Raw genomic sequence first — 3,622 nt, forward strand, 5'->3', positions numbered from 1 at the left:
GGACTGGCATCAGAAGCTTTTCGACGTTACCTAGCTAGTATCCCTCTAAAATAAAATATCTACAACTGTAGTACTAGGAGTCTGTGCAAGAAGATAGCTTTGGTTATCCTCATCCGATGCTATGCAACTTGAGAGAGCATACTAATTCAGGAGGTACGAATTATGGTTGATGCTAACGAAGTTCTCAAGACAATGTGTGAAAAGTATCAGGCAGCTGTTAGCGCCAACGATTCGATAGCTTATGGGAAGCTATTCGCTACAGACGCGATTCGGATTCCACCCAGGTCGGAGCCTGAACACGGACCAGATGAGATTTCAAAAAATGAACAGAAGGATTATGATGTCGCAAAATGGAGAGTTAAATTAACGCCTCTTGATGCTAGCAACCCTTGCTTTTTTATCGTTGGCGATCAGGTATCGTCATTACCCGGTTGGCAAGAAGGTGCGATCGCATCAGCCCTCAATGCCATCAGTCGTTTAGCGCGGCCTGATCTAACCCTGCCTTACCTGAAATCGTTGCCCGATACACGACTGATGGTCGAGGGGATATAACGGTCTCAATAGAGTATCAGTCAGGATTGAGGGGCACTACCTTGACCCGTTGGAGTAAACTTTCTCCGTGGCGATAGCCTACATGGCTAATGCGTACAGGATCTCCAGCGTTAGCAGTGCCCCTGGTCAACTGATGTTGTTGTGGATCATAGGCAAGCTGTTCACCCACTCTCCCCATGACAGTCACTCCCCAACTTGCTACCAGTCGATCCACCGGCTTTACCAAAGGCAATAATTTTTTGGCATCAAAGTCATCGCGTTCCATGGCAGCCTTGGCCGCTGTGGGCCAGTAAGTCAGCCAAGATTCCAGGACCTGCAGGGCATCCGTTTGGAACTGGTGGCGCAGACTGTGACTCTGTTGCTCTAAACGCTTCTCCAGACGAGTATATTCCTGGCGGAGGAGGGCGGCTTCGCTAGTAGCGTCACTAGTCACTTTATTCTCGGGATGTACCTCAGCCGTAACTGAGGCCCCAGCCTCAGCATCTGAGACGTTCTCAGAGCGCGCTGGATCAAACGTCTGCAACAGGTCAGCTAGAGAACAATCCAGAGCCATCGCCATTTTTTTCAGTACAGAGAGACGCATTGCATCAATGTTGCCCTGGCGCAACTGTTGTACCTGCCAGCGCGAAACATTTGCCTTTTCAGCCAGGGCTCGCTGACTTGAAATATTTGCCCGCTGCATCACCCGTTGCAACGACGCTTCGCTGGGAGACATGGGGGTTGGGGTAGATGGGGTAGACATTTGTCTGGAGTTAGCAACACGCTCTGTAACCTCATCGGATTGTACCGTTCAGGTTGAATCAACCGTTACAGATGCCCCTTAGAAAATGTAAATCCTATGCATTTAGCCAATTATCTCCAGAGCTAAGATCAGGAATGATTCCTACAGCAGAACCTACTGATGGCCCAAGATTAATGATTTTTATTATTATTAATCATTAGCAATAATATATATGGATTAAAGGCATAAGCTATGTGGATTAAAAGCCATCCTTGATCTAGTCATATCAATAGAATTAGATAGGATGACGACATACTAAAGACATCAAATAGCTTAATTCAAAGGATTTTAAGACTTTTTATCACAGGCTTAGACAGCCTCACCGTGAAACACCCAGACTTTATCCCAATTAATGCAAATAGCGTATAATTTCTGACAGCGAAAAATAAAATTCGTTAATTGACATTGGATCTCATTAAATATAGGCTCAGTGATGTCCTTAATTAATGAGAGTATTTCTCAGTATAGGTGAGTCATGAAAAAGCGATTAAAGCCCCTAGAACTCTTTCTGACCATCGGTATGGTCGCCGCTCTTGGTGCTTGTACTGACGCTAGTGATGACGTTAGCGGAGATACAGAACCCGTGACTGAAGACGTTGCCTCGGAAGGTGGCGAAGGTGGCGAAGGCGGTGAAGGTGGCGAAGGCGGTGAAGGTGGTGAAGGCACCGAATACAGCAAGGGAGAGCAGGCCAATGCTGACTTTCAGGATCAGCTGGGCGGGGCTGAGCTTTTAACGGCGCTTAAAGAAGGTGGTCATGTAATCTACTTCCGTCATGCCCAAACTGAGCGTGACTATGCTGATCAGGCCGATCCCAGCATGAGTCTCGATGACTGTGAAACCCAGCGTAAGCTCAACGATGTGGGCATACAGCAGTCCAAGGACATTGGTGTAGCTTTTGAGGCTAAAGCAATACCAGTTGGCGATGTGATCAGTAGTGATTACTGTCGAGCTTGGCAGACAGCCGATCTTGCCTTTGGTCGCCATGAGAAAAATTCTAAGCTCAATTTCCTACCCTTTGAGGAATATACCGACGCTCAGGTTGAGGAAATGCAAGCTAATGTGATGCCTTTACTAATCGCTGTACCGGACAGTGGCGAAAATACTGTTATCGTTGGTCATGACGATATCTTTGAGGCTGCAACCGGTATCTATCCTGCCCCCCAGGGGTTGGCTTATGTGCTAACGCCAGATGGTGCTGGTGGCTTTGAACTCGTTGCCAATATGCTGCCTGAAGAGTGGGCTGACTTGTAATTCAAACTATGGGCATGAAAAATTGGACCGTCTCTGGTACGAGTGAATGCCAGCATGTCCTCAGCAAGTGCTGAAGACCATTCCCTGGAGCGATCTTGTTTCCTCTAGTTTGATGTATTGATCTGATTTAGACTGACACACTTCTCATATCCGGTAGGGGTAACCCTATCGGATTTTTGTTTTAAAGTTAATGCGGGTGATGCTCTTTAGAGGGTGATTAATCTTAACGCTCACTATGGCCGGACCCTATAGACATGGGCTTGGACTTGCTCTCCGCTCAAGAGGGTCACAGATGTAACTATGCGCTCGTATTCTTCACCTTCGAACTCGTCCAGGTAGGCCCATTTTGTACTCAAGTTTGAGGAGGTAAAGACATGTCCATGGATATCATTGCCATTCTCGTTAATCAGTAACCCAGGGTATCCCATGTTTGCACCCCAGCCTATTTCGATGAGGTTACCTTTAATGACAGCAGGCTCCCATTCACCGCCGATAGCGGTTAGGATATGCTCGTTTGGTTGGCCTGGTTGAAGTGTTCCGTAGCTAAATAGTTTTTCCATATCAAGCAACCACTGCCCTTTCTTGATTCTCGATACAAATATATTATGAATATTCAAGAATTAACCAGTTCTGTCAAAGTCCAATTCTGATATTCACCATGACCAACGCTACGATACGGCAACGCAGTCAGTAAGTCTTCTCTTCTGTGTAGAACCAGGGTGTATAAATGGTTGAGAGACTACGATTAAGCCTCCTCTGTGACAGTGTCATTCTGTCGACGCTTACGCAAAGCGGCCATCCCCATACCAATCAAGCCAGGTAAGAGGGCAGGGGTCGGTATAGCCGCTGTCCCTTCTATATTAAGTTGCCAAGACTCAAGACTTCCCATATCTCCCTCTGCAAGGTCTTCAATACTTAGCGTCCAAGTTCCAAAAGAGTTTAGTCCAATAAAAGCAGTCAAGGTAGCTGTCTATTTCCTCAGGAGAGAAAATGGTGTGAGGAACTATGGTAAATTTCAAATCAATCCATCACTGTAG

5 protein-coding genes are annotated in these 3,622 nt (G+C 46.5%); 2 read left to right on the forward strand and 3 right to left on the reverse strand.

Annotated elements, in window-relative coordinates:
• Positions 1–162 precede the first annotated feature (162 nt).
• The gene (locus IXB50_RS21860) at positions 163–552 is read left to right on the forward strand and encodes a Cif family virulence factor (RefSeq protein ID WP_215611118.1); all 390 of its coding nucleotides are present in this window, start codon (positions 163–165) and stop codon (positions 550–552) included.
• Positions 553–568: 16 nt separating this feature from the next.
• Here IXB50_RS21860 and IXB50_RS21865 read toward each other — a convergent pair whose 3' ends face one another.
• Positions 569–1,267: a helix-turn-helix domain-containing protein gene (locus IXB50_RS21865; protein WP_215611119.1), complete on the reverse strand. Its 699-nt coding sequence runs from the start codon at positions 1,265–1,267 to the stop codon at positions 569–571.
• A gap of 541 nt (positions 1,268–1,808) precedes the next feature.
• On the opposite strand from IXB50_RS21865, the gene IXB50_RS21870 reads away from it, so the two are divergent.
• Positions 1,809–2,585, forward strand: coding sequence for a histidine phosphatase family protein (locus IXB50_RS21870; RefSeq protein WP_246564872.1), 777 nt, complete (start codon positions 1,809–1,811; stop codon positions 2,583–2,585).
• 233 nt (positions 2,586–2,818) lie between these two features.
• Here IXB50_RS21870 and IXB50_RS21875 read toward each other — a convergent pair whose 3' ends face one another.
• A complete protein-coding gene (locus IXB50_RS21875) occupies positions 2,819–3,145 on the reverse strand; it encodes a gamma-glutamylcyclotransferase family protein (protein WP_215611120.1) in 327 nt (108 codons plus the stop codon).
• A 185-nt stretch (positions 3,146–3,330) separates the two neighbouring features.
• Positions 3,331–3,546: a PTPA-CTERM sorting domain-containing protein gene (locus IXB50_RS21880; protein ID WP_281413309.1), complete on the reverse strand. Its 216-nt coding sequence runs from the start codon at positions 3,544–3,546 to the stop codon at positions 3,331–3,333.
• Positions 3,547–3,622: the final 76 nt, after the last annotated feature.

Origin of the sequence: Leptothoe spongobia TAU-MAC 1115 (assembly GCF_018739885.1) — a bacterium.
Lineage (GTDB): Bacteria > Cyanobacteriota > Cyanobacteriia > Phormidesmidales > Phormidesmidaceae > Leptothoe > Leptothoe spongobia.

Excerpts from the sequence above, each read along its gene's own strand:
- IXB50_RS21870 (WP_246564872.1), top strand. The coding sequence starts at position 1,809 with ATGAAAAAGCGATTAAAGCCCCTAGAACTCTTTCTGACCATCGGTATG.
- IXB50_RS21875 (WP_215611120.1), bottom strand. The coding sequence starts at position 3,145 with ATGGAAAAACTATTTAGCTACGGAACACTTCAACCAGGCCAACCAAAC.
- IXB50_RS21860 (WP_215611118.1), top strand. The coding sequence starts at position 163 with ATGGTTGATGCTAACGAAGTTCTCAAGACAATGTGTGAAAAGTATCAG.
- IXB50_RS21865 (WP_215611119.1), bottom strand. The coding sequence starts at position 1,267 with ATGTCTCCCAGCGAAGCGTCGTTGCAACGGGTGATGCAGCGGGCAAAT.